Here is a 23,736-nt window from a genome sequence, read left to right as displayed (position 1 = left end):
GGACGATGGTTCCACCGGGTGGCACACCACACATCGCGGACCCGCCGCGCCGGGCCGACAGTGGGATCATGAAGTGGACGCGCCCGTGGCGTATCGCGCGCCTGCCCGGCGTCCTGCCGGCCCTGACCGCCGTCGCCGCCCTGCTGCTGCTCGTGACCGGCAGCGAGCGCGCCGTCACGGCCCACCCCGCGCACCCCACGCCGAGCACCGCACCCGTCGCCCACCGCGCGCCCCGCCCGGCCATCCTGCCCCGCTCCGCCTGGCTCGACCAGGCCACCCTGCGCCGCCAGCCCCCGCCGCGCTACGACGACCGGGTCATCGCCGTCTTCGTCCACCACACCGACTCGCCCAACGACTACGACTGCGCCGACGCCCCCCGCATCATCCGCTCGCTGTACTCCGGCCAGACCGGCGCCCGGCACTGGGACGACATCGGCTACAACTTCCTCGTCGACCGCTGCGGCACCATCTACGAGGGCCGCGCCGGGGGCGCCGACCGGCCGGTCACCGGGGCCCACACCATGGGGTTCAACCACCGCTCGACGGGCATCGCCGCACTCGGCACCTTCACCGCGGGCGCGACGGTCCCCACCGCCATGACCGACGCCATCGCCGCGCTCGCCGCCTGGAAACTCGGCCCCTCCGACACCGACCCCCGCGCCCACGTCCGCCTGACCTCCACCAGCGACCTCAGCCGCTACCACACCGGCGCCCCCGCCACCCTCCCCGCCATCGCCGGCCACAACACCGTCTACGCCACCACCTGCCCCGGAGCCGCCCTCACCACCACCCTCCCCACCATCCGAGCCAAGGCAGCCCGTCTCCAGGGCCGCACCCGCTAGTACTCACGGCTTGAAGCGGTCCCACAGGGTGGGGTACCGGTCCGCCAGGGTGCCGTCGTTCTCGAAGTCGATCGGGGTGCCGGCGGGTTCGCCGGGGGCGGGGGCGATGCCCAGGTCGGGGGCGACCACGCCGGTCAGGCGTTCGTACGCCTCGTCGGCCGCGTAGCCGAGTTCCTCGCCGTCGCCGTCTATCTCGTCGTCGAACTCGTCGAGGAGCTCCGCGAGGGAGTCCGGGTCGTGGAGGGCGCCCTCGAAGACCTCGCGGCCCTGGCCGATGAGCCAGCAGCGGAAGTAGTCGAAGGCGTCGTCGCTCGCGCCGTCCAGCAGGAGCCAGGCCGCGCCCCACAGGTCCCAGCGGTAGGCGCGGTTGTAGCGGGCCTCGAAGTGACGGGCGAAGTCCAGCACCATGTCCGGGTCGAACTGGAGCAGCCGGTCCACCAGCAGGTCGGCCTGCTCCTCGGGGTCGCCCTCGGCGGCCTCGCGGGTGGCGTCGATCAGCTCCCAGAACTCCGTCTCGTCCATCACGCCACCAGCATCGGGCCTCCACCCCCGCCCCGCACGCGGAACGGCACGCCAAAAGCAAGAAGGGGTACGGCAGCACGCCGTACCCCTTCAGCGGACCTCAGGAGGTCACAGCCCGTACTTCTCGCGGGCTTCCTTCACCGCCGTCGCCTTGACCGCGCCGCGCTTGGCGAGCTGGGCCAGGGACGCGACCACGATCGACTCGGCGTCGACACCGAAGTGCCGGCGGGCCGCCGCGCGGGTGTCGGAGAGACCGAAGCCGTCCGCGCCCAGCGAGGACCAGTCCTGGTCGACCCACTGCGCGATCTGGTCCGGGACCTGGCGCATGTAGTCGGAGACCGCGAGGACCGGACCCTCGGCACCCTGCAGCGCCCGCCGCACGAACGGCACCCGCTCCTCGCCGCGCAGCAGGGCCGCGTCGGCGTCCATCGCGTCACGGCGCAGCTCGGACCAGGAGGTCGCGGACCACACGTCGGCGGCCACCCCCCACTCCTCGGCCAGCATCCGCTGCGCGTCCAGCGCCCAGTGGATCGCCGTACCCGAGCCCAGGAGCTGGATGCGCGGCGCGTTCGCCGGGACGGTCACGCCCGCGGACTCGGCCGTGTTGAACCGGTACAGGCCCTTGACGATGCCCTCGTCGATGCCGGGCACCGCGGGCTTGGCGGGCTGCGGCATCGGCTCGTTGTAGACGGTCAGGTAGTAGAAGACGTCCTGGTCCTCGCCCGGCGCGGCCTCGCCGTACATCCGGCGCAGACCCTCCTTGACGATCGCGGCGACCTCGTAGGCGAACGCCGGGTCGTACGTCAGCGCGGCCGGGTTGGTCGCGGCGATCACCGGGGAGTGACCGTCGGCGTGCTGGAGGCCCTCGCCCGTCAGGGTCGTACGGCCGGCCGTCGCGCCGACGAGGAAGCCGCGGCCGAGCTGGTCGCCGAGCTGCCACATCTGGTCGGCCGTGCGCTGCCAGCCGAACATCGAGTAGAAGATGTAGAACGGGATCATCGTCTCGCCGTGCGTGGCGTACGCGGTGGACGCGGCGATGAAGTCGGCCATCGAACCGGCCTCGGTGATCCCCTCGTTGAGGATCTGGCCGTTCTTGGCCTCCTTGTAGTACATGAGCTGGTCGCGGTCGACCGGCTCGTACGTCTGGCCCTTGGGCGAGTAGATGCCGAGCGACGGGAACAGCGACTCCATGCCGAAGGTGCGCGCCTCGTCGGGGACGATCGGCACCCAGCGCTTGCCGGTCTCCTTGTCGCGGACCAGGTCCTTGACCAGGCGGACGAACGCCATGGTGGTGGCGACGTTCTGCGTGCCGGAGCCCTTGTCGAAGGAGGTGAACGCCTTCTCCGCCGGGGCGGGCAGCGGCGCGACCGGGTGCGTCCGGCGGGCCGGGGCCGGACCGCCGAGGGCCGCGCGGCGCTCCTGGAGGTAGCGGACCTCGGGGGAGTCGGCGCCCGGGTGGCCGTAGGGCACCTGGCCGTCGGCGAAGGCGCTGTCGGAGATCGGCAGCTCCAGCAGGTCCCGCATCGCCTTGAACTCGTCCACCGAGAGCTTCTTCATCTGGTGGTTGGCGTTCTTGGAGGCGAAGCCCGGACCGAGGGTGTGGCCCTTGACCGTCTGGGCCAGGATCACCGTCGGCGCGCCCTTGTGCTCCACGGCCGCCTTGTACGCGGCGAAGACCTTGCGGGCCTCGTGACCGCCGCGCGACAGGTGGAAGCACTCGAGGATCTTGTCGTCGCTCAGCAGCTTCGCCATCTCCACCAGCGCCGGGTCGGCGCCGAAGAAGTCCTGGCGGATGTAGGCCGCGTCACGCGTCTGGTACGTCTGGATCTGGGCGTCCGGCACCTGGCGAAGGCGGCGGACCAGCGCGCCCGTGGTGTCGAGCTGGAACAGCTCGTCCCAGGCGGTGCCCCACAGCGTCTTGATCACGTTCCAGCCGGCGCCCCGGAACTGGGCCTCCAGCTCCTGCACGATCTTGAAGTTGGCGCGGACCGGGCCGTCCAGGCGCTGCAGGTTGCAGTTGATGACGAACGTGAGGTTGTCCAGCTCCTCACGCGCGGCGAGCGCGAGGGCCGCCGTCGACTCCGGCTCGTCCATCTCGCCGTCACCGAGGAACGCCCACACGTGGGACGCGGAGACGTCCTTGATGCCGCGGTTGGTCAGGTAGCGGTTGAACCGCGCCTGGTAGATCGCGGAGAGCGGGCCGAGGCCCATCGACACCGTCGGGAACTCCCACAGCCAGGGCAGCCGGCGCGGGTGCGGGTACGACGGCAGGCCGTTGCCGCCCGCCTCCTGGCGGAAGTTGTCCAGGTGCGCCTCGTTCAGCCGTCCGTCGAGGAAGGCGCGGGCGTAGATGCCGGGGGAGGCGTGGCCCTGGATGTAGAGCTGGTCACCGGAGCCGTCGGCGTCCGGGGACTCCTTGCCCTTGAAGAAGTGGTTGAAGCCGGTCTCGTACAGCCACGCGGCCGAGGCGAAGGTGGCGATGTGGCCGCCCACGCCGTGCTTGCTGCCGCGGGTGACCATCGCCGCCGCGTTCCAGCGGTTCCACGCGGTGATCCGGGTCTCCATCGCCTCGTCACCGGGTACGCCCGGCTCGGCGGCGGTGGGGATGGAGTTGACGTAGTCCGTCTCCAGGAGCTTCGGCAGCGCGACGCCGCCCGCCTCGGCACGCTCCAGCGTGCGCCGCATCAGGTACGCGGCGCGGTGCGGGCCCGCTTCCCTGGCCACGGCGTCCAGGGAGGCGCGCCACTCGGCGGTCTCCTCCGGGTCGCGGTCCGGGAGCTGGTCGAGCGCGCTCGGCTGGATGGCGTTGGGGTCGGTCATCTCGCCGCCTTCCTCAGTCGAAGGGGGAAGCCCTCATGGGTGAGGGTTCGGGGTTGCCCTTGGTCTTTGGCAGGACAGGGCGAGAACTCGGTAGAAGTCCGTCGGTGACAATAACTCCCTGATCGATGATCGATCAAAGGTTTGGGGACGAAAACCCGGTCTTGAGGCGAAAGTAGGCACCCGGTGTCTTTCGTACAGGCACGCGGTGCCTTGTTTTCCCAGGTGAGCGGGGGGTGGCTCAGCCGGGTCAGGGGCGGGGCGCGCAGCCCAGCACGTGTGCCTTCACCAGCTCGGGGATGCGGGGGTCGCGGCGCTGGAACGCCTGCACCAGCTCCTCGTGCTCCTCGGCGTAGGACTGCTGGACGGTGCCGAGCCAGCGGATCGACAGGGCGGTGAAGACCTCGATGCCGAGGCCCTCCCAGGTGTGCAGCAGCACGGAGTTGCCCGCGGCGCGGACGAGTTCGCGGTGGAAGCCGACGGTGTGGCGGACCTGGGCGGTGCCGTCGCCGGCCCGGTCGGCCTCGTACAGGGCCGCCACGTGGGGTTCCAGGGCCTCGCAGCTCTCCGCGAGGGTCTCGGCCGCGAGTTCCGCCGCGATGGCTTCCAGGCCGGCCCGTACGGGGTAGCTCTCCTCCAGGTCGGCCGCGGTCAGGTTGCGTACGCGTACGCCCTTGTTGGGGGCGGATTCGATGAGGCGGAGGGATTCCAGTTCGCGGAGGGCCTCGCGTACGGGGGTCTGGCTGACCTCCAGTTCGGTGGCGATCCTTCGTTCCACGATGCGCTCGCCCGGTTGCCAGCGGCCGCTGACGATGCCCTCCACGATGTGCTCGCGGATCTGTTCGCGCAGCGAGTGGATTACGGGCGCGGTCATTCTGGGCTCCTTCGAGAGGGGCGGGCACTATGACCTTACGGGTGTCATGCGCGTGCTGTGTGTGCGGGTGCGGGTTCGTCGTGGCTGGTCGCGCAGTTCCCCGCGCCCCTGGGGAGTGGCAGTTGCCCTGCGCTGGAATGGCGAAGCCCCCTTGTCCTTGGACAAGGGGGCTTCCTCACAGGCCGGGGTTACAGGCCGAGTTCTACCTCGAACTCGCCTGCTTCCAGGATCTGCTTGACCGTGGTCAGGTAGCGGGCCGCGTCGGCGCCGTCGACCAGGCGGTGGTCGTAGGAGAGGGTGAGGTAGGTCATGTCGCGGACGGCGATGACCGTGCCCTCCTCCGTCTCCAGGACGGCCGGGCGCTTCACCGTGGCGCCGATGCCGAGGATGGCGACCTGGTTCGGCGGCACGATGATCGTGTCGAACAGGGCGCCGCGCGAACCGGTGTTGGAGATGGTGAAGGTCGCGCCGGACAGCTCGTCCGGGGTGATCTTGTTGGCGCGGACCTTGCCGGCCAGCTCCGCGGTCGCCTTGGCGATGCCCGCGAGGTTGAGGTCACCGGCGTGCTTGATGACCGGGGTCATCAGGCCCTTCTCGGAGTCCACCGCGATACCGACGTTCTCGGTGTCGAAGTAGGTGATGGTGCCCTCGGCCTCGTTGATGCGGGCGTTGATGACCGGGTGGGCCTTCAGCGCCTGCGCGGCGGCCTTGACGAAGAACGGCATCGGGGAGAGCTTGACGCCCTCACGGGCGGCGAAGGAGTCCTTCGCCTTGCCGCGCAGCTTCATCAGACGGGTGACGTCGACCTCGACGACCGAGGAGAGCTGGGCCTGCTCGGTCAGCGCCTTGACCATGTTGTCGCCGATGACCTTGCGGATGCGGGTCATCTTGACGGTCTGGCCACGCAGCGGGGAGACCTCCAGCGCCGGGGCCTTCTTCGCGGCGGCCGGAGCCTGGGCCGCGGCCGGAGCCGGGGCGGCGGCGGCCTTCGCGGCCTCGGCGGCGGCGATGACGTCCTGCTTGCGGATGCGGCCACCGACACCGGTGCCCTTGACCGACGCCAGGTCGACGCCGTTCTCGGCGGCGAGCTTGCGCACCAGCGGGGTCACGTAGGCGCCCTCGTCGGTCGCCTGGGTGGCGGTCGGCGCGCTCGGCGCGGTGGCCGGGGCGGCCGGAGCCGGAGCCTGGGCGGGCGCGGGAGCCGGGGCCGGGGCGGACGGGACCGGGTCGGGAGCCGGCGTGGTCTGCTGCTGCGGCGCCGGAGCCGACGGGGCCTGCGGGGCGGGAGCCTGCGGGGCCGGGGCGGCGGGGGCGGCCGAAGCCGGGGCAGCCGGGGCCGGAGCGGCCGGGGCCTCGGCGGCGGGCGCCTTCGGGGCCTCGGGAGCGGCGGCCGGGGCGGCACCCGCGGCACCGATGACGGCGAGCTTGGCGCCGACCTCGGCGGTCTCGTCCTCGCCGACCACGATCTCCAGCAGGGTGCCCGAGACGGGCGCCGGGATCTCGGTGTCGACCTTGTCCGTGGAGACCTCGAGCAGCGGCTCGTCGGCCTCGACGGAGTCGCCGACCGACTTCAGCCAGCGGGTGACGGTGCCCTCGGTGACCGACTCGCCCAGCGCGGGCAGGACCACGTCGGTGCCCTCGGCGGAACCGCCGCCGGAGGCCGCCTCGGCGGTCGGCGCCGGGGCGGGCGCCTCCTGCTCGGTGGACGGGGCGGACTGCGGGGCCTCCTGGGCGGCCGGGGCCGGAGCCTCGGCGGCGGGGGCCTCGGCGGCCGGGGCCGCGGCCTCGGCGGGGGCGCCGGAGCCGTCGTCGATCAGGGCCAGCTCGGCGCCGACCTCGACGGTCTCGTCCTCGGCGACCTTGATGGAGGCCAGCACACCCGCGACGGGGGCCGGGATCTCGGTGTCGACCTTGTCGGTGGAGACCTCGAGCAGCGGCTCGTCGGCCTCGACGCGCTCGCCCTCGGCCTTCAGCCAGCGGGTGACAGTGCCCTCGGTGACGCTCTCACCGAGCGCCGGAAGGGTTACGGAAACCGCCATGGTTTCTGTTGCTCCTTAGGAATTGCGGAAGTCTGTGTCGTCGCGCCCGGGGGCCGAAGGCTCAGTCGTGGGCGTGCAGCGGCTTTCCGGCCAGCGCCAGGTGCGCCTCGCCGAGCGCCTCGTTCTGCGTCGGGTGGGCGTGGATGAGCTGGGCCACCTCGGCGGGCAGCGCCTCCCAGTTGTAGATGAGCTGGGCCTCGCCGACCTGCTCACCCATGCGGTCGCCCACCATGTGGACGCCGACCACGGCACCGTCCTTGACCTGGACGAGCTTGATCTCGCCCGCGGTCTTGAGGATCTTGCTCTTGCCGTTGCCCGCGAGGCTGTACTTCAGGGCGACGACCTTGTCCGCGCCGTAGATCTCCTTGGCCTTGGCCTCGGTGATGCCGACGGAGGCGACCTCCGGGTGGCAGTACGTCACACGCGGCACGCCGTCGTAGTCGATCGGGACGGTCTTGAGACCGGCCAGCCGCTCGGCGACCAGGATGCCCTCGGCGAAGCCGACGTGGGCGAGCTGCAGGGTCGGGACGAGGTCACCGACGGCCGAGATGGTCGGCACGTTGGTGCGCATGTACTCGTCGACCAGGACGTAGCCGCGGTCGATGGTGACGCCCTGCTCCTCGTACCCGAGGTTCTGGGAGACCGGGCCGCGGCCGACGGCGACGAGGAGGACCTCGGCCTCGAACTCCTTGCCGTCGGCGAGGGTGACCTTGACCCCGTCCTGGGTGTACTCGGCCTTCTCGAAGAAGGTGCCCAGGCTGAACTTGATGCCGCGCTTGCGGAAGGCGCGCTCCAGCAGCTTGGAGGAGTTCTCGTCCTCGACGGGGACCAGGTGCTTCAGGCCCTCGATGACGGTGACGTCGGCCCCGAAGGACTTCCACGCGGACGCGAACTCGACGCCGATGACACCGCCGCCGAGGATGATCGCGGACTTGGGCACGCGGTCCAGGACGAGGGCGTGGTCGGAGGAGATGATGCGGTCGCCGTCGATCTCCAGGCCCGGCAGCGACTTCGGCACGGAGCCGGTCGCGAGCAGGACGTGACGGCCCTCGACGCGCTGCCCGTTGACATCCACCGACGTGGGGGAGGACAGCCGGCCCTCACCCTCGATGTACGTCACCTTGCGGGAGGCGATCAGGCCCTGCAGGCCCTTGTAGAGGCCCGAGATCACGTCGTCCTTGTACTTCTGGACGGCGGGGACGTCGATGCCCTCGAAGGTCGCCTTGACGCCGAACTGCTCGCTCTCGCGGGCCTGGTCGGCGATCTCGCCCGCGTGCAGCAGGGCCTTGGTGGGGATGCACCCCTTGTGCAGGCAGGTGCCGCCGACCTTGTCCTTCTCGATCAGGGCGACGTCCAGGCCAAGCTGCGCTCCGCGCAGGGCCGCGGCGTAACCACCGCTGCCACCGCCGAGGATCACTAGGTCGAAAACGGTGCTGGCGTCGTTCGCCACGTCACGTCCTCCATGCATGTGCGCCTGTGCCGGTCTCCGATGACCGGCAGGCGGCTGGTGTCCGGCCGCTCAATGCTTCGGCCCTGTGGTGGGGGCCCTGTCCTGCCGGGCTCCATCTTTGCACCTGTCGGGGGTGCGACGGACGCCGGGCCGGGGTGTGAGACGCCCCACGTCCGCTCCGGACGCCTCACGCCGGGGGCGCGGACCGGCCCGGTCCGCGCCCCCCAGGGGGTCCCGCGAGGGTCAGCCGAGGTCGCCGTCGGCGGTCTGCTCGGCCAGCCGCACCAGGGTGCGCACGGCGGTGCCGGTGCCGCCCTTGGGCGTGTAGCCGAAGGGGCCGCCCTCGTTGAAGGCCGGGCCCGCGATGTCCAGGTGGGCCCAGGTGATGCCCTCGCCGATGAACTCGCGCAGGAACAGGCCGGCGACCAGGCCGCCGCCCATCCGCTCGCCCATGTTGGCGATGTCGGCGACGGGGGAGTCCATGCCCTTGCGCAGGTGCTCGGGGAGCGGCATCTGCCAGGCCGGCTCGCCGGACTCCTCGGCCACCTCGTGCAGCGAGGTGCGGAAGGCGTCGTCGTTCGCCATGATCCCGAAGGTGCGGTTGCCCAGCGCCAGCACCATCGCGCCGGTCAGCGTGGCCACGTCCACGATCGCGTCCGGCTCCTCGGCCGAGGCCGCCCACAGCGCGTCGGCCAGCACCAGGCGGCCCTCGGCGTCGGTGTTGAGCACCTCGACGGTCTTGCCGCTGTACATGCGCAGCACGTCACCGGGGCGGGTGGCGGAGCCCGACGGCATGTTCTCGGCGAGCGCCAGCCAGCCGGTGACGTTCACCTTCAGGCCGAGGCGGGCGGCCGCGACGACGGCGGCGAACACGGCGGCGGCACCGGCCATGTCGCACTTCATCGTCTCGTTGTGCCCGGCGGGCTTGAGCGAGATGCCGCCCGAGTCGTAGGTGATGCCCTTGCCCACGTAGGCGAGGTGCTTGTCCGCCTCCGGGTGCTTGTACGCCAGCTTCACCAGGCGCGGGGTGGCCGCCGAGCCGCCGCCGACGCCGAGGATGCCGCCGTAGCCGCCGTCCTTCAGGGCCTGCTCGTCCAGCACCTCGATGGTGAGGCCGTGCTCGTCGGCCGCGGCCTGCGCGACGGCGGCGAATGCCTCCGGGTCCAGGTCGTTCGGCGGGGTGTTGACGAGGTCGCGGGCGCGGTTCAGCTCCTCGCCGATCGCCGTCGCGCGGTCGACGGCGGCCTGGTAGCCGTCCTCGCCCTCCGCGCCGCCGAGCAGCACGGCCTCGCCGAGCGGGCCGCTGCCGTCCTTCGCCTTCTCGTCCTTCGGGCTCTCCTTGTACGCGTCGAAGGCGTACGCGCCGAGCAGCACGCCCTCGGCGATCGCGGCCAGCGCGCCCGGACCGTCGACGGGGAGCGCGAAGGCGGCCTTCTTGGTGCCGGAGAGACCGCGGGCGGCCACACCGGCGGCCCGGCGCAGCGCCTCGGCGTCGTACCCGGCGTCCGCCTCGGGCTCGGCGCCCAGACCCACCGCCACCACGAGCGGGGTGTCGAGACCGGCGGGGGCGGGCAGCTTGGTCAGCTCGCCCTCGGCGCCCGAGGCACCGAGGGTCTTCAGGACGCCGGCCAGCCCGCCGTCGTACGCCTGGTCGACGGCCTCGGCGCCGGGCGCCACGACGGGGCCCGTGCCGGCCTTGGCGACACCGATCACGATCGCGTCGGCCCGCGGGCCCGGCGCCGCGGCAGGCTTGAGAGTCAGAGCAGTCACGGTGGTGAAATCTCGCTTCCGATGTGAAGTTTGCTGGGGCCGTTTGCGCAAGCCGGTCGTCCGCGAGGGGCGACCGCCGCAAGGGGTGGGTCGACTCCCTGTCGGCGAACACCCGCCACGAGACTACGCGCGTACGTGCGATCGCTCATGGCCGAGGACCACCCCGGCCGCCCGCACTTCGGGCACCTCTGTCAGGCGAGGGGGACAACTCGCCCCAGGTACGGCACAGTTGCCGTGCTCAGCCGGTGCCGCCCAGGCACAGCACGAGCAGCGCGGCCGTGGCCGAGGTCTCCGCGAGGGCGCCGAACACGTCCCCGGTGACCCCGCCGAAGCGGGAGACGCAGCGGCGCAGCAGCAGTTCGGCCGGGACCAGACAGAGCGGTACGGCCGCCGCCGCGCGCACCGCCTCCCACGGCCCGAGCAGCGCCCCGCCCGCACCGGCCGCCAGCGTCACCGCCGCCCCCACCGCCAGCGCCCCCGCCACCGGCACCACCCCGGCCACCGCCGCCCCGAGCCCCTCGGGACGGGCGGCCGGCACCCCGGCGCGCGCGGCCAGCGTGAGCGCCAGCCGGGCCGCGACCCCGGAGACGACGGCCCCGAGCGCGCCCCGCGCCCACGAGTCGCCGTACAGCCCGGCGAGCGCGGCGACCTGGGCCAGCAGCGTCAGCACCAGGGTCAGCACGCCGAACGGCCCGATGTCGGACCGCTTCATGATGGCGAGGGCCTCCTCGGCGGGCTTGCCGCTGCCCAGCCCGTCGGCGGTGTCCGCGAGCCCGTCCAGGTGCAGCCCGCGGGTGAGCGCGGCCGGTACGGCGACGGAGGCGACGGCCGCGAGCAGCGGGCCCATGCCGAGGAACAGGAGCAACAGCCCGAGCCCGGCGGAGGCGAGGCCGACGGCCAGCCCCGTCAGCGGGGCGCACAGCATGCCCGCCCGCGCGGCCGTCCGGTCCCAGCGGTGCACGCGGACCGGGATCACGGTGAGGGTGCCAAAGGCGAAGCGGGGTCCGTCGAGCGGCGGGGTCCTGGGCATCGGCGCAGGCTACCGGGGCCGTCGCCGGGCCCGGTCGGCGGGCCGGGGATAAAGTGCGCACATGGGGCACTGGTGGGAGCGGAACATCCTGGAACCGGGCAAGCTTCCGCTGCTGCTGGCCCTCTTCTCGTTCGTGCTCACCTTCGTCGTGACCCGGATCATCGTCCGGCTGATCCGCGCCGGGAAGGGCCCGTTCGGCAACGTCCAGGCGGGCGGGCTGCACATCCATCACGTGGTGCCCGGAGTGGTGCTCACCATCGTGGGCGGCTTCGGCGCCGTCGCCAGCGACCGGCACGGGGCGGGCGGCGCGATCGCCGCCGTGGTCTTCGGGATCGGCGCCGGGCTGGTGCTGGACGAGTTCGCGCTGATCCTGCATCTGGACGACGTGTACTGGAGCGCGGAGGGCCGCAAGAGCGTCGAGGTCGTGGTCATCACCGCCGCGCTGGTCGGGCTGCTGCTCGCGGGGTTCTCCCCGTTCGGCGTCAACGACCTCTCGCAGGACGAGTTGCAGGACCGGGGCGAGGTCATCGCGTTCGTCGCGGCCAACTTCCTCGTCTCGCTGGTCGCGTTGAGCAAGGGCAAGACCCGTACCGCCGTGTTCGGGGCGATCGTGCCGCTGCTGGCGCTGGCGGGCGCCCTCCGGCTGGCCCGGCCGGCGTCGTTCTGGGCGCGGCGCTTCTACGGCCGCCGCCCGCGTGCCCGCGCCCGGTCCCTGCTGCGGGCCTACCGGCACGACCGGCGCTGGGCGGGGCCCCGGCGGGTGGTTCAGGACTGGATCGGCGGCAAGCCCGACCCGTCCCCGGCCCGGCTGCCCAGGGGCGGCTGAAGCTCCGCCAGGCACAGGGTGCCGACGGCGAGCAGGGCCGCGAGGTGCTCCTTGCCGGCCAGGTTGTCCTTGAGCAGCACCTCGATCACTATCGCGGCCGGTACCGCCATCGCCGTCACACGCGCGTGGTGCCGTACCGCGACGTACACCGCGAGCCCGACCACGGCGGCCGAGGGGCCGGTGTCCACCACGAGGGCGTCCGAGGCGGGCAGGCCGAAGGGGGCGTGCGGGCCGAGGGCGATGCCGATCCGGGCGTACAGGGTTCCGGCGAGGGTGGCGGTGTAGGCGATGAGCAGGGTGCGTCGGCGGCCCAGGCAGAGTTCCGCGATGCCGAACACGCAGAGCACCTGGGCCAGCGCGCCCCACACCGGCAGGTCGAGGGCGGGCACGAACAGGGAGAGCGGGGTGCGCAGCAGGGCCAGCCAGAGCGGGTCGGCGGCCCGTACGGCACCGGCCGCCTCCACCAGGGCGAAGCCCCAGGGCTGGTTCTGCACGAACTGGAGCAGCGCGGTCAGGCCCACCGCGCCGAGCGTCAGCGGCGCCCCGAGCAGCGGGCCGCGCGCGAGCAGCGCCGTCCGCAGGGCCGCGTACAGCGGGCCCCACTCGGCGCGCGCCCACGCTCTCACCGGTGGGTCTCCAGTTGTCTGCGGTGCAGCCACTTCGGCAGGCCCGGCGCCTCCAGGAACCCCTCCGCGCGGGCCGCCGCCAGGGCGATCCGGGGCAGGTCGGCGCTCTTCTCGAAGAGCAGGAAGCGCGGCTCCCAGATGGGCCGGTACTTGGCGTTGGCCCGGTACAGCGACTCGATCTGCCACCAGCGGGAGAAGAAGCTCAGCAGCGAGCGCCACAGCCGCAGCACCGGTCCGGCGCCGAGCCGGCCGCCGCGCTCGAACACCGAGCGGAACACGGCGAAGTTCAGCGAGACCTGGGTGACCCCGATCTCCCGCGACCGGCGCAGGAGGTCGATCACCATGAACTCCATCAGCCCGTTGTCGCTGTCCCGGTCACGCCGCATCAGGTCCAGCGAGAGCCCGCCGGGGCCCCACGGCACGAACGACAGCAGGGCGCGCAGCCGGCCCTCGGCGTCGGTGCACTCCAGCATCACGCACCGGCCGTCCTCGGGGTCCGCGAGCCGGCCCAGCGCCATGCTGAAGCCGCGTTCGGTGGCGCCGTCCCGCCAGTCGTCGGCCCGCTCCACGAGCCGGGCCATCTCGGCCGCCGGGATGTCCTCGTGCCGCCGCATCCGCACCTCGTACCCGGCCCGCCGCACCCGGTTGTACGCCTGGCGCACGGTGCGCATCGCGCGGCCCTCCAGGGTGAACTCGGCTACCTCCACGATCGCTTCGTCGCCGAGTTCGAGGGCGTCCAGGCCGTGCCGGGCGTAGACGGTCCCGGCCTCCTCGCTCGCGCCCATCACAGCCGGAATCCAGCCATGGGCCCGTGCCTCGGTGAGCCAGGGCGCGATGGCGCCGGGCCATGCCTCGGGGTCGCCCAGCGGGTCGCCGGAGGCCAGGCTGACCCCGCCCACCACCCGGTAGGCGACGGCCGCCTTGCCGGTGGGGGACCACAGCACGCTCTTCTCCCGGCGCAGCGCGAAGTAGCCGAGGGAGTCGCGCTCGCCGTGCCGGTCCAGCAGCTCCCGCAGCCGCTTCTCGTCGTCCTCGGTGAGCGGGTCGACGGCGCGGCGGGAGCGGAACGCGGCGTACAGGACGGCGAGGAGGAGGGCCGTACTGAGCACGTTCACGCTGACATTGGCCCAGTTCGGCGGGTCGATGCCGGGGAAGCCGGACTCCTCGGTGGCCACCGACACCAGCCGCAGCGTGCCGTACTGCCAGCGCTCCCAGAACGTCGAACGGGCCGCGTCCGGCGCCTGGTTGGTGGCCGTCACCAGCAGTGCGGCGAGCAGCGAGGCGGCCGTACCGCCGCCGAGGGCCACACTCGCGGCGAGGCGGGGGTTGGCGCGGTCACCCTTGGCGTAGAACTCCCGGCGGCCCAGCAGCAGGACGGTGACGAAGGCGGCCGTCAGCGCCAGCGAGACCCAGTTCTGCGGGGAGCGGCGGATCTCCGGGAACGCCATGGCGACCGCGAACAGCGCCAGAAAGGCCCCGCTCAGCACCAGGTTGAGAATCCACGCGGCCCGCTTGCGCCGCCGCATGGTGATGGCCAGGAACGCGGTGAACACGCCCGAGGCGAAGCCGGCCGTCAGCAGGTACGGCGTGAACAGGTTCTCCTGGTTGTGGCGGCGCACGTCCTGGCCCAGCGAGACCCACACCGCGCTGAGGAAGTTGACGAACGCGACGGCCCGCAGGTACCAGACGGCGCTTGCGGCGGCCCGGCGGGACGACACCCCGCCCGGCCGCCGCCCCGGTTCGGTCCGCTGGTCCGGTTCCGTCCGCCGGTCCGGCTCGCTCGACCGGTCGGCAACTCGGGCATCTCCCATGAGCGGGGATCATATGTCCGCATTTGCCGTGAATCGCGCTCATCGGTGCGACGGGAAGGGGCCGGGTCAGGCGCTCTCGTCTGTCTCCTCGGGCTTCTCCGCCTCCGGCCGCTCCGGCAGCTCGGCGGCCAGCGCGGCGGCCGAGCGGACCAGGGGGAGGGCCAGCAGGGCGCCCGCGCCCTCGCCGACCCGCACGCCCGTCGTCAGCAGCGGCTCCAGCGCCATCCGGTCCAGCGCCTTCGCCTGCCCCGGCTCACCGCTGTCGTGGGCCGCGAGCCACCAGTCCGGCGCCCGGAACGCCACCCGCTGGCCCACCAGCGCACAGGCCGCGGCCACCACACCGTCCAGGATCACCGGCAGCTTGCGCACCGCGCACTGGAGCAGGAAGCCGGTCATCGCGGTCAGGTCGGCGCCGCCCACCGTCGCCAGCAGTTCGAGCTGGTCGCCCAGGACCGGGCGGGCCCGGCGCAGGGCGTCCCGTACGGCCGCGCACTTGCGCATCCAGGCCAGGTCGTCGATGGCCTCGCCGCCGCGTCCGGTCACCACCGAGGCGTCCGTCCCGCACAGCGCGGCCACCAGCACCGCGGCCGCCGTCGTGCCGCCCACGCTCACATCGCCGAGCACCACCAGGTCCGTACCGGAGTCGGCCTCCTCGTCGGCCACGGCCATGCCCGCGCGGAACGCCGCCTCGGCCTCCTCGGCCGTCAGCGCGTCCTCGATGTCGATCCGGCCGCTGCCGCGCCGCACCCGGTGCCGGGTCACCTCGGCGGGGAAGGCGTCCGGGTCGCAGTCCAGTGCCAGGTCGACCACCCGTACCGGGACGTCCAGCCGGCGGGCCAGCACCGCGGCCGGGCTCGCGCCCTCCAGCACCGCCCGGACCAGGTCGGCCGCGCCGCCCTCCGGGCGCCGGGAGACGCCGAGGGTGGCGATGCCGTGGTCACCGGCGAAGAGAACCAGCTTCGGGTGCTCGACGGGCCGTACCGGCACCGCGCCCTGCGCGGCCGCCAGCCACTCGCCCAGCTCGTCCAGCCGGCCCAGCGCGCCGGGCGGCACGGCCAGGCGCTCCCGCCGCGCCTCGGCGTCCCGGCGCACGCCGCCGTCCGGGCGCTCGATCAGATCGGTGAAGTCGTCGAGTTGAAGGCTGTCCATTCGCGGAACAGTACCGCCCGCGCGCGAGGCGCCCCGCGCCACACCGCCACCACGCCCGGCGCACGTCATTGCACCCAAGATCGGCATCCCATACGTTCCGGTTTACCGCGAAATGCCGTACAGGAGCCGCCATGCCGTCCTCGCCCTCCGCCCCCCAGGTCAGCGACCGGTTCCCCGGGCCGCGCCGCGCGGACTGTCCCTGGTGCGGCTCGGCCCGCCTGCGCACCCGGCTGCGCGGACCCCGCGCGCTGGCCCTGGACGAGTGCGGGGCGTGCGCCCACGCCTTCCAGAACCCCATGCCGCCCGCCGACGCCCCCGCGCCGTCCCCCCGCTCCCACCGGGCCACCGCCCGCGCCCTCGCCGGGCTGGCCGACCCCGAGAGCTGGCTCGACGTCGGCACCGGGCACGGCCACTTCCCCGAAGCGGCGCGGGAGTTCTTCCCGTACACCAGCTTCGACGGGCTCGACCCCACCGCGCGGGTCGAACGGGCGCTGGCCGAGGGCCGAGTCGAGGAGGCCCACCGGGGCCTGCTCACCACGCCCGGCGTCACCGACCGGCTGCGCGCCCGCTACGACGTGGTCAGCCTGCTCCACCACCTGGCCCACGTCCCCGACCCCCGCGCCGAACTGCGCGCCGCGCTGACCGTCCTCCGCCCCGGCGGCCACCTCGTCATCGAGTCCCCGGCCCCCGACAGCGCCTACGCCGGCCTCCTCGGCCCCCACTGGCTCCCGCACCGGCACGCCCACCTGCTCCCGCTGCCCAACCTGGAAGCCGAACTGAGCGCCCTGGCCTGCACGGTCACCACCACGACCCGCATCCACCAGCCCCAGGACCTCACCACGACCTTCCCCCGCCCCCTACGGGCTCCCCTGACGGCGGCCACGGCGCTGGACCACCTCCTGGCCCCCCTGACCCGCCGGACCCGCTTCGCCAACACGTACCGGGTGGTGGCCCGCAAGCCGGGACGGTTCTAACCGCGCAGCACCAGCGCCTGGCCCGCCACCACCAGGACGACCTGCTCGCACTCCGAGGCGAACGCCGTGTTCAGACGGCCGAGTTCGTCGCGGTAGCGGCGGCCCGAGGGGGTGGCCGGGACGATGCCGGAGCCGACCTCGTTGGAGACGGCGACCACGGTGCGAGGGGTTTCGCGGACGGCGCGGGTGAGTTCGTGGACCCGCTCGCGCAGCGCCTTCTCGCCGCCGTCGGCCCACTGGGCGTCGTCCCAGGCGCCGACCGCGTCCATCACGTCGGTGAGCCAGAGGGAGAGGCAGTCGATGAGCAGCGGGGGGCCGTCCTCGGCGAGGAGCGGGACCAGGTCCGTCGTCTCCGCCGTACGCCAGGAGCCGGGGCGGCGTTCGCGGTGGGCGGCGACCCGGTCCGCCCACTCGCGGTCCCCGGCGCGGGTGCCGCCGGTCGCGGCGTAGACCACGTCGGGGAAGGATTCCAGGCGCCGTTCCGCCTCCACCGACTTGCCCGAGCGGGCGCCGCCCAGCACCAGCGTCCGGCGCGGCACGTCCGGGACCTCGTCGTACGCGCCCACCGCCAGCGTCATCCCGTCCGGCACCGTCCGCGCCCCGGCCGCCGCCAGCCGCCGGGGCAGCTCAGCCGCCTGGGGCACGTCATGGTCCAGGTGGACCGCGACGACATCGGTCGCCGGACCCACCCCGCCGGCCGCCCGCAGCCGGGCCAGCGCGTCCGGGCGCCCCACGATGTCGGCCAGCACCATGTGGTACGGCTCCGGCACCTCTTCGAGCCCGGCCGGTGCGCCGCCCGGCGGGAGGTACAGCAGCCTCAGGCCGTCCGGCCCGGTCACCTCGTATCCCGTACCGCCCGCGTCCATCGCCAGCGCCCTCACCCGATGCCCCGTCAGCAGGGTCAGCTCGCGGCCGTCCGGCACCCGGACCGGCTGGGGCAGCCCGGCGGGGACCTCCACGGCGGGCCCGTCGTGCGGGTGGGAGAGCAGCACCTGGCGGACCCGGCCCAGCGAGTGCCCGGCGCGGGCCGCGGCGAAGGCGGCGCCCGGGGTCAGGTCCAGCAGCAGCACCCCGTCCACCAGCAGCGCGGTGGCCGCCCGCGCGTCCGGGCCGAGCGCGCTCGCGCACACGGCACAGGGGCAGTCGGGGCGGGGCAGTCCCGAGGGGGCACCGGTGCCGAGCAGAGTGACGTCCACGGAACCGATTTTCACCTGTCCCGGCGGGCGCCGCGCACCGGGTCACCTGAGCGGACGATGATCCACGATGTCCTGTGGGCGGCCCCGCCGACCGCATACGCTGCCCGCAGGAGTCGGATCGAAGGAGGCTTGCATGACAGCTTGGACATGGCGGTTCGAGAAGGCCGACGGCACGGAGGTCCCGCCCGCCGTGGAGCCCGAGGAGTTCACCACCCAGGGCGACGCCGAGTCCTGGGTCGGCGAGAACTGGAAGGCGCTGCTGGAGGGCGGCGCGGACCAGGTGCGCCTCTTCGAGGAGGGCACCGAGATCTACGGGCCGATGAGCCTCGACGCCGAAGGGGTGTAGCCCCGGTCCAGCGGGGGCGGGGACACTCCCGCTCCCGTCGGGGTCACTGTTCCCCGAGTGTCACCTCGGCCGTGTGCTGTGAGCCCGAGCGCTGGTAGGTGACCTCGACCTTGTCGCCGGGTTTCCTGTCCGCCAGCGCCTCGGCGAGTTCCGTGGTCGTGCCGACCGGGCTGTCGCCCAGCCGGGTGATCACATCGCCCGCCCCGAGCCCCGCCTTCGCCGCCGGACCGCCCTGCTGCACCGTGACGACCGCCGCCCCGGCGGGCCGGTAGCCGTCGTCCACCACCGTGCGGACCGTGACGCCCAGCGCGGCCCGGCCCGAGTCGGTGACCTTGCCGGTGGCGATGATCTGCCCGGCGACCGTACGCACCATGGACGCCGGGATGGCGAAGCCGATGCCCGGCGCCGCCCCGCCCTGCATGCCGGGGTCGGCCGCGCCCAGCGTCGGGATGCCGATGACCTGGCCGTTCAGGTTCACCAGGGCGCCCCCGCTGTTGCCCGGGTTGATCGCGGCCGAGGTCTGCACCATGTTGGGAATCGTGGCGCCCGCGCCTCCGTCGTCGGCGGGCTCGCTGACGGTCCGTCCGGTGGCCGAGACGATGCCCTGGGTCACGCTGGAGGCCAGCCCGAGGGGGGAGCCCATGGCCAGCACGATCTGGCCGACCTCCACCTTGTCCGAGTCGCCGAACACCGCCGGGCGCAGACCCGCCGGGGCCTTGTCCAGCTTGATCACCGCGAGGTCCTGCTCGGGGTAGGAGTAGACCAGGCTCGCCGCCAGCGGTTCCTCGCTGCGGGCCGTGGTCACCCGGAAGGTCTTCTCGGAGCCGACCACGTGCGCGTTGGTGACGATGTGGCCCTTGTCGTCGTAGATCACGCCCGAGCCGAGGGACTGCCCCGCCTGGATCTGCACGACCGAGGGCAGCACGTCCTTGATGACCTTCTGGTACTGGTCCTGGAGGTCGTCCGCCGCCATCGGCAGTGCCGCCTGCGCGGTCGGCGGGCCGCCCTTCCGGGCCCGGTCCGCCGGGTCCGAGCAGCCGCCCACGAGGACGGCGGCGCACACCAGCACGACGGCCACGGCACCCCTGCGCCCGGCCCGGATACGGGAAGCGTCCATGGACGAGTCTCCCCACGGGTCACGGACAGGGGCCCGCCCAATACCGCCGAACGGGACTAGCCCCGCACCCCGCACAGGTGCAGCAGTTCCGCGATTCCCCGGTACGGGTCCGTGCGGCAGGCGCGTTCCTCGACGGCGAGGAGGGTCTCCAGGTCGTCGGGGGAGACGGGGGCGGAGGGGACACGGCCCGCGAAGACCTGGACGCCGTACCAGGCGTGCAGGGGGGCGGCGATGCCGTGCAGGGTGGCCGTCAGGGCGGAGAGGCGGTCGGCGCGGCCCTCGGCGGCGGGCGCGGGCGGAGTGTCGCCGTCGGCCTCGGTACGGGAGCGGGGGAGCAGGGCGGCGCTGTCCAGCGCGGCCAGTGCCCCGGCCCAGTCACCGGCGAGGCCGGGCCCCATGGCGAGGGCGTCGCCGTTGCGCACCAGCAGGGACAGCAGCCCGCCGGGCGCCAGCATCCGGGCCAGCCCGGCCACCAGCGCGTCGGGCTCCTCCACATGCATCAGCACCCCGTGGCACAGCACCACGTCGAAGCTGCCCGGCAGGAAGTGCACCCCGGTGTCCCGGCCCTCGCCCTGCACCAGCCGGACCCGCTCGCGGATGCCGTCCGGCTCACCGGTCAGCGCCGCACGCGCGGCCGCGACCAGCTCCGGGTCGCGCTCCACGCCGGTGACCATGTGGCCGAGCCGGGCCAGCCGCAGCGCCTGCGCGCCCCGGCCCATGCCGACGTCGAGCACCCGCAGCCGCCGCCCGACGGCGAAGGCACGGGCGAGCTGCTCGTCCAGTTGCCGGGTGACCAGGCGCTGCCGGATCAGCTCGCCCGGCGTGTGCGACCCGGTCAGGGCCGCCGTACCGGGAGCGGCGTCTGCGCTCAGGGCCGCTCTCCGCGCTTGACCTGCGGCTTGGGCAGCCGCAGCCGGCGCATCTGGAGCGAGCGCATCAGGCCGTACATGACCGCGCCACGGCGGTTGACGTCCGGGAACTTCTCGGCGAGCCGCTTGTTCAGCCGGTAGCCGCTGAAGGCGGAGTCGACGACGATCAGCACGATCACGATCAGCCACAGCAGCAGCGCGATGCTCTGGATCGAGGGCACCCGCACCACGCTGAGGATCAGGATCACGATGGCCAGCGGCAGGAAGAACTCCGCCACGTTGATCCGCGAGTCGACCCAGTCACGGGCGAACTTGCGCACCGGCCCCTTGTCCCGGGCGGGCAGGTACCGCTCGTCGCCCCCGGCGAGCGCGCGGCGCTGCCGGTCCAGGGCCTGACGGCGGTCCTCCCGCTGCCGCTTGGCGGTGTCCTTGCGGGACACGGGCGTACTGGCGACACTGCGGCGCTGGGTCTGGGCCTCACTGCGCTTCGGCGTGGGCCGACCCTTGGGGGCCTGCGGGTCGCGGGGCTGCATGGAGCCGGTCACCTGCGCCTTGTCGGCGGGTGCCTTCTCTTCCTTCGCACGGCTACGGAACACAAAACCCAAGGGTACGGGCATCACCGGCATGGACCCCAGTCCCGCGGGGAACGATCCGGCAACGCCGGACGTCTATCGGGGTACAGAAGAGGACGTCACCGGCGCTTTCCGGGCGAGTCGTGCACCCGGCGGGGCGTCACCCCGGGGATCACCTACTCCTCACGCCGGAGTGGCCGGGCCGGGGCTCGTCCTTGGGGAGGAGCGCATCGCTCCCCGAACGGTGCGGTAATGGTGGCAGGGCCCGTACTGTGGGTTCTGTCGCAGGATCGGTGAGCTGGAGTCCGTCAGAAGGGGGCGCGCGAAGCCCATGAGCGGTGTCATGAAGCGTATGGGGATGATCTTCCGCGCGAAGGCGAACAAGGCCCTTGACCGGGCCGAGGACCCGCGCGAGACCCTCGACTACTCGTACCAGAAGCAGCTCGAGCTGCTCCAGAAGGTGCGGCGCGGTGTCGCCGACGTGGCGACCTCCCGCAAGCGCCTGGAGCTCCAGCTCAACCAGTTGCAGCAGCAGTCCGGGAAGCTGGAGGACCAGGGCCGCAAGGCCCTCGCGCTCGGCCGGGAGGACCTCGCCCGCGAGGCGCTGTCCCGCCGCTCCGCTCTCCAGCAGCAGGTCACGGACCTGGAGACGCAGCACGCCACCCTCCAGGGCGAGGAGGAGAAGCTGACCCTCGCGGCCCAGCGCCTCCAGGCCAAGGTGGACGCCTTCCGTACGAAGAAGGAGACCATCAAGGCCACCTACACCGCCGCCCAGGCGCAGACCCGCATCGGGGAGGCGTTCTCCGGCATCTCCGAGGAGATGGGCGACGTGGGCATGGCGATCCAGCGGGCCGAGGACAAGACGGCCCAGCTCCAGGCGCGGGCCGGCGCGATCGACGAGCTGCTCGCCTCCGGCGCGCTGGACGACCAGTCCGGCATGGCCAAGGACGACATCCAGGCCGAGCTGGACCGCCTCTCCGGCGGTTCGGACGTCGAGCTGGAACTCCAGCGGATGAAGGCCGAGCTGGCGGGCGGCTCCTCCGCACAGCAGCAGGCCATCGAGGGCGGTACGGGCGGCTCGCAGGCGCAGCAGCAGCCGCAGGACACCCCCCGCTTCGACAAGCAGTAGCCCGCCGCCGGGACCCGAACCGAGGAGGCCGTAGTGATCGTACGGATCATGGGTGAGGGCCAGGTGAGGCTGGACGACTCCCGCTTCCCTGAGCTGAACGAGCTGGACGACGAACTGCTCGCCGAGGTCGAGGGCGGTGACGAGGAGGGCTTCCGGCGCACCCTGCACGCCCTGCTGGAAGCCGTCCGGAAGCTGGGCACCCCGCTCCCGGACGACTCCCTGGAACCCTCCGAGCTGATCCTGCCCGCCCCGGACGCCACCGTGGAGGAGGTCCGGGAGATGCTCAGCGACGACGGGCTGATCCCCGGCTGATCAGCCGAGCCGGAAGAAGGTGGAGCGGGACTTCTGCCACTCCGGGTGGGAGAGGTCCTTCGCCTCGGTGCCGTCGCCGTAGAGGTCGGCACTGCCGTCGTCGGTGATGAGCTGGACCCGGCCGCCGGACACGTCCAGGTCGGGCACCGACACCACGGACTCCCAGCCACCCGCGTCCGCCGTGGGCAGGTCCAGCACCTTCGCCGGCTGGTGCCCGGCCACCCCGTCCCAGCGGTACAGGGCGTAGGGCGCGCTGTTGTCCTCGGCCGCCCAGGACCCGGCGACGATCAGATACTGCCCCTTGTCGTTCCGGCGCAGGTCCCGCACCGAGAGCCCGCCGAGGTCCAGCTCGACCGGGGTGCCGAAGGCCGCCTTCGTGCCCCGGACCACCTGGTCCATGTTGGTCACCGGCACGATCAGTGCCTTCCCGGTGTTGCTCGGCGGCACCAGCGGAGCGCGGAAGCCGACGTAGGCGGTGGTGGTGGAGCCGGGCGCGAACTCCAGGCCCTCCACGTTGAAGCCGTCCACCTGCTTGGAGGTCTGGCCGTCGGCGGTGGCGGCCGCGAAGCCGTACCGGTTGCCGTTCGCCTTGTCCCAGGCCACCAGGTCGTCCCGCAGCCTGTGCCCGGCGCTGCCGAAGGCCACCGAGGTGGTGGCGCCGGAGCCGGAGAGCGTGGTGGTGAAGACCGTGTTGCGGTCCGCCTTGTACTCGCCGTCCTTGTTGTTGCCGAGCGAGCCGGTCCAGTACACGGTGTTCCCGACGCGGGCCGCGCCCTCGATGTCGACCTCCTTGGACGCGCCCAGCGCGGCGGACAGGTCCCAGCTCTTCACCGGCGCGCCCGAGGCCGAACCGTCGTACAGGCGCAGGGTGTTGTCCTCGTCGTTGGCCACCAGGACATAGCCGCCTCCCGCGTCCACGGCGGCGGAGGCGTCCGAGGCGCCGGTGAGATAGCGGGCGTCGGCCGACCGCTGGACGGCGGGGGAGGCCGCGTAGTGCAGGGTCGTGGTGGCCGACTTGCCGTCGGCGCCGGTCACCTTCAGCGTGAGGTCGGCGTACCCCTGGGCGCGGGCGGTCACCGCGACCGTACGGCTGCCGCCCGTGCCGGTGACCTTGACGTCCCCGGTGCCCGCCACCGTGCTCCGGCTGCTCTTGGACGCCGTCACCGTCAGCCCCGAGGCGTCCGCGCCGCTCTGCGCGACGGTCACCGTCACCACCGGGTCTCCGGTCGCGCCGACCGCGCCGGACAGGTAGCCGGCCGAGAGCAGAATCGTCGGGGTGCCGGTGGACGCCGCGTGCACCGCGGCGGCCGGGCCGAGCACCGCCAGCAGGGCCACGGCGGTGGCGGTGGGGAGGAGACGGGAGGCGAGAGGGCGCACGGTCACTGCCTTTCGACGACGGGACACATCCGGCGACCCGAGGCTCGGCCGCCCCGGCCAACGGCGGGCGTCCACCACCGGTATCCCC

General features: G+C 73.2%; 21 protein-coding genes. 6 read left to right on the top strand and 15 right to left on the bottom strand.

All coding sequences use genetic code 11. The features are described from left to right. Nucleotides 1–68: 68 nt before the first annotated feature. On the top strand, nt 69–842 hold the full coding sequence (locus tag E5083_RS11930; RefSeq protein WP_244317479.1) for a peptidoglycan recognition protein family protein: 774 nt from the start codon (nt 69–71) through the stop codon (nt 840–842). Nucleotides 843–845: 3 nt separating this feature from the next. Here the strand turns inward: E5083_RS11930 and E5083_RS11925 are convergent, their stop codons facing one another. The 7 genes from E5083_RS11925 to E5083_RS11895 all read right to left on the bottom strand — a co-directional run bounded on the left by E5083_RS11925 (nt 846) and on the right by E5083_RS11895 (nt 11,344). Then, entirely contained in the window at nt 846–1,364 is a 519-nt protein-coding gene (locus E5083_RS11925) for a DUF4240 domain-containing protein (RefSeq protein WP_135785982.1), read from the bottom strand. Between the two features lie 108 nt (nt 1,365–1,472). After that, nucleotides 1,473–4,184 carry a pyruvate dehydrogenase (acetyl-transferring), homodimeric type gene (gene aceE, locus E5083_RS11920; protein ID WP_135785610.1) on the bottom strand — a complete coding sequence of 904 codons (2,712 nt, stop codon included), beginning with the start codon at nt 4,182–4,184 and terminating at the stop codon, nt 1,473–1,475. 247 nt (nt 4,185–4,431) lie between these two features. After that, nucleotides 4,432–5,055, bottom strand: a complete 624-nt coding sequence (locus E5083_RS11915; protein ID WP_135785609.1) for a GntR family transcriptional regulator — start codon at nt 5,053–5,055, stop codon at nt 4,432–4,434. Between the two features lie 188 nt (nt 5,056–5,243). Then, a complete protein-coding gene (gene sucB, locus E5083_RS11910; protein WP_135785608.1) occupies nt 5,244–7,094 on the bottom strand; it encodes a 2-oxoglutarate dehydrogenase, E2 component, dihydrolipoamide succinyltransferase in 1,851 nt (616 codons plus the stop codon). A 61-nt stretch (nt 7,095–7,155) separates the two neighbouring features. Continuing rightward, complete coding sequence (lpdA, locus tag E5083_RS11905) at nt 7,156–8,544, bottom strand: dihydrolipoyl dehydrogenase (RefSeq protein ID WP_135785607.1); 1,389 nt, start codon at nt 8,542–8,544, stop codon at nt 7,156–7,158. Between the two features lie 243 nt (nt 8,545–8,787). Beyond that, a complete protein-coding gene (locus E5083_RS11900; RefSeq protein WP_135785606.1) occupies nt 8,788–10,314 on the bottom strand; it encodes a leucyl aminopeptidase in 1,527 nt (508 codons plus the stop codon). 238 nt (nt 10,315–10,552) lie between these two features. Next, a complete protein-coding gene (locus tag E5083_RS11895; protein WP_135785605.1) occupies nt 10,553–11,344 on the bottom strand; it encodes an adenosylcobinamide-GDP ribazoletransferase in 792 nt (263 codons plus the stop codon). A gap of 61 nt (nt 11,345–11,405) precedes the next feature. Here E5083_RS11895 and E5083_RS11890 point away from each other — a divergent pair, with 61 nt between their 5' ends. Beyond that, nucleotides 11,406–12,170 (top strand): hypothetical protein, encoded by a 765-nt coding sequence (locus E5083_RS11890; protein ID WP_135785604.1) that lies wholly within the window; start codon nt 11,406–11,408, stop codon nt 12,168–12,170. Here the strand turns inward: E5083_RS11890 and E5083_RS31485 are convergent. From E5083_RS31485 to cobT, 3 genes are all read right to left on the bottom strand, one after another. After that, a complete protein-coding gene (locus E5083_RS31485; protein WP_208754031.1) occupies nt 12,110–12,796 on the bottom strand; it encodes a hypothetical protein in 687 nt (228 codons plus the stop codon). The genes E5083_RS11890 and E5083_RS31485 overlap by 61 nt on opposite strands. Then, nucleotides 12,793–14,607: a phosphatidylglycerol lysyltransferase domain-containing protein gene (locus E5083_RS11880; protein ID WP_135785603.1), complete on the bottom strand. Its 1,815-nt coding sequence runs from the start codon at nt 14,605–14,607 to the stop codon at nt 12,793–12,795. Before E5083_RS11880 ends, E5083_RS31485 begins: the two co-directional genes overlap by 4 nt. 66 nt (nt 14,608–14,673) lie before the next feature. After that, nucleotides 14,674–15,756: a nicotinate-nucleotide--dimethylbenzimidazole phosphoribosyltransferase gene (gene cobT, locus E5083_RS11875; RefSeq protein ID WP_135785602.1), complete on the bottom strand. Its 1,083-nt coding sequence runs from the start codon at nt 15,754–15,756 to the stop codon at nt 14,674–14,676. 131 nt (nt 15,757–15,887) lie between these two features. Between cobT and E5083_RS11870 the strand changes: the two genes are divergently transcribed. Next, entirely contained in the window at nt 15,888–16,730 is an 843-nt protein-coding gene (locus E5083_RS11870; RefSeq protein WP_135785601.1) for a class I SAM-dependent methyltransferase, read from the top strand. On the opposite strand, the gene E5083_RS11865 is transcribed toward E5083_RS11870, so the two are convergent. Further along, complete coding sequence (locus tag E5083_RS11865) at nt 16,727–17,926, bottom strand: bifunctional adenosylcobinamide kinase/adenosylcobinamide-phosphate guanylyltransferase (protein WP_135785600.1); 1,200 nt, start codon at nt 17,924–17,926, stop codon at nt 16,727–16,729. The two genes, E5083_RS11870 and E5083_RS11865, sit on opposite strands and share 4 nt — an antisense overlap. 133 nt (nt 17,927–18,059) lie before the next feature. On the opposite strand from E5083_RS11865, the gene E5083_RS11860 reads away from it, so the two are divergent. After that, nucleotides 18,060–18,272: a hypothetical protein gene (locus tag E5083_RS11860; RefSeq protein WP_135785599.1), complete on the top strand. Its 213-nt coding sequence runs from the start codon at nt 18,060–18,062 to the stop codon at nt 18,270–18,272. A 43-nt stretch (nt 18,273–18,315) separates the two neighbouring features. Here E5083_RS11860 and E5083_RS11855 read toward each other — a convergent pair whose 3' ends face one another. From E5083_RS11855 to E5083_RS11845, 3 genes are all read right to left on the bottom strand, one after another. Then, complete coding sequence (locus E5083_RS11855) at nt 18,316–19,389, bottom strand: S1C family serine protease (protein WP_135785598.1); 1,074 nt, start codon at nt 19,387–19,389, stop codon at nt 18,316–18,318. 56 nt (nt 19,390–19,445) lie between these two features. After that, nucleotides 19,446–20,186 (bottom strand): class I SAM-dependent methyltransferase, encoded by a 741-nt coding sequence (locus E5083_RS11850; RefSeq protein WP_208754047.1) that lies wholly within the window; start codon nt 20,184–20,186, stop codon nt 19,446–19,448. Between the two features lie 71 nt (nt 20,187–20,257). Continuing rightward, entirely contained in the window at nt 20,258–20,854 is a 597-nt protein-coding gene (locus tag E5083_RS11845; protein ID WP_167513520.1) for a DUF3043 domain-containing protein, read from the bottom strand. A 307-nt stretch (nt 20,855–21,161) separates the two neighbouring features. On the opposite strand from E5083_RS11845, the gene E5083_RS11840 reads away from it, so the two are divergent. Continuing rightward, a complete protein-coding gene (locus tag E5083_RS11840) occupies nt 21,162–21,959 on the top strand; it encodes a PspA/IM30 family protein (RefSeq protein ID WP_135785596.1) in 798 nt (265 codons plus the stop codon). A 33-nt stretch (nt 21,960–21,992) separates the two neighbouring features. After that, complete coding sequence (gene pspAA / locus E5083_RS11835) at nt 21,993–22,271, top strand: PspA-associated protein PspAA (protein WP_135785595.1); 279 nt, start codon at nt 21,993–21,995, stop codon at nt 22,269–22,271. Here pspAA and E5083_RS11830 read toward each other — a convergent pair whose 3' ends face one another. Beyond that, nucleotides 22,272–23,648: a DUF3616 domain-containing protein gene (locus E5083_RS11830; RefSeq protein WP_425276716.1), complete on the bottom strand. Its 1,377-nt coding sequence runs from the start codon at nt 23,646–23,648 to the stop codon at nt 22,272–22,274. Nucleotides 23,649–23,736: the final 88 nt, after the last annotated feature.

Source organism: Streptomyces bauhiniae, assembly GCF_004784475.1.
Taxonomy (GTDB): domain Bacteria; phylum Actinomycetota; class Actinomycetes; order Streptomycetales; family Streptomycetaceae; genus Streptomyces; species Streptomyces seoulensis.
The sequence above is the reverse complement of the archived record's forward strand: the minus strand, read 5'-3'. Positions and strand labels throughout refer to the sequence as shown.

Bases quoted from the DNA above. Each gene is read 5' to 3' on its own strand.
- E5083_RS11925 (WP_135785982.1), bottom strand. From the start codon at position 1,364: ATGGACGAGACGGAGTTCTGGGAGCTGATCGACGCCACCCGCGAGGCC.
- E5083_RS11860 (WP_135785599.1), top strand. From the start codon at position 18,060: ATGACAGCTTGGACATGGCGGTTCGAGAAGGCCGACGGCACGGAGGTC.
- E5083_RS11855 (WP_135785598.1), bottom strand. From the start codon at position 19,389: ATGGACGCTTCCCGTATCCGGGCCGGGCGCAGGGGTGCCGTGGCCGTC.
- E5083_RS11870 (WP_135785601.1), top strand. From the start codon at position 15,888: ATGCCGTCCTCGCCCTCCGCCCCCCAGGTCAGCGACCGGTTCCCCGGG.
- E5083_RS11930 (WP_244317479.1), top strand. From the start codon at position 69: ATGAAGTGGACGCGCCCGTGGCGTATCGCGCGCCTGCCCGGCGTCCTG.
- E5083_RS11895 (WP_135785605.1), bottom strand. From the start codon at position 11,344: ATGCCCAGGACCCCGCCGCTCGACGGACCCCGCTTCGCCTTTGGCACC.
- E5083_RS11890 (WP_135785604.1), top strand. From the start codon at position 11,406: ATGGGGCACTGGTGGGAGCGGAACATCCTGGAACCGGGCAAGCTTCCG.
- E5083_RS11880 (WP_135785603.1), bottom strand. From the start codon at position 14,607: ATGGGAGATGCCCGAGTTGCCGACCGGTCGAGCGAGCCGGACCGGCGG.
- sucB (WP_135785608.1), bottom strand. From the start codon at position 7,094: ATGGCGGTTTCCGTAACCCTTCCGGCGCTCGGTGAGAGCGTCACCGAG.
- aceE (WP_135785610.1), bottom strand. From the start codon at position 4,184: ATGACCGACCCCAACGCCATCCAGCCGAGCGCGCTCGACCAGCTCCCG.
- E5083_RS11915 (WP_135785609.1), bottom strand. From the start codon at position 5,055: ATGACCGCGCCCGTAATCCACTCGCTGCGCGAACAGATCCGCGAGCAC.
- E5083_RS11840 (WP_135785596.1), top strand. From the start codon at position 21,162: ATGAGCGGTGTCATGAAGCGTATGGGGATGATCTTCCGCGCGAAGGCG.
- cobT (WP_135785602.1), bottom strand. From the start codon at position 15,756: ATGGACAGCCTTCAACTCGACGACTTCACCGATCTGATCGAGCGCCCG.